This window comes from Methylobacterium sp. WL120, assembly GCF_008039465.1.
Lineage (GTDB): Bacteria > Pseudomonadota > Alphaproteobacteria > Rhizobiales > Beijerinckiaceae > Methylobacterium > Methylobacterium cerastii.
Map to the genome: position 1 here is coordinate 1 of NZ_VRUT01000380.1, position 468 is coordinate 468.

At 73.5% G+C, this 468-nt stretch carries 1 protein-coding gene; it reads right to left on the bottom strand.

Annotation, left to right across the window (positions count from 1 at the left end; all coding sequences use genetic code 11):
- Nucleotides 1–468 (bottom strand): PRC-barrel domain-containing protein (locus tag FV229_RS27100; protein WP_147754841.1); only part of this gene is annotated, 468 nt, incomplete at both ends.

Consider the following 468-nt stretch of genomic DNA (forward strand, 5'->3'; position numbering starts at 1 on the left):
CACTCGGTGCGGGCGTGGGCGTGACGGTCGGCGGAGCCGCGGCCGGCGCGGTCGCCTGCTCGCCCTCGGGGCCGGGGCTCGCCGGGCCGAGGACCACGATCGGCTCGCCGGCCTTGTACTCGGGCGAGACGCGGACCTGGTTGCGGCTCAGCTGCAGCGACAGCCGCCCGACCTTGCCGTCGGAGGTGAAGCGTAGCGCGCGCCAGTCGACGGCGATCTTGCGCGAGCCGACGCCGAGGAAGCCGCCGAAATCGATGATCGCCGCGCGCGGGCGCCCGTCCTTGTCGATGATCAGATCGATGATCCGACCGAGCTCGTCGCCGTTTGCGCTACGCACGCTCTTGCCGAGTACGCTCTCGTAATCCTGGGTGTCGAGTACGGTAGCGGGCGTGCCCTGCTGCTGTGCCTGCGGCGGCGTAGCCGGGGCGACCGGCGGTGCGGCCGGGGCGACAGGCGGCAGGGCCGGCG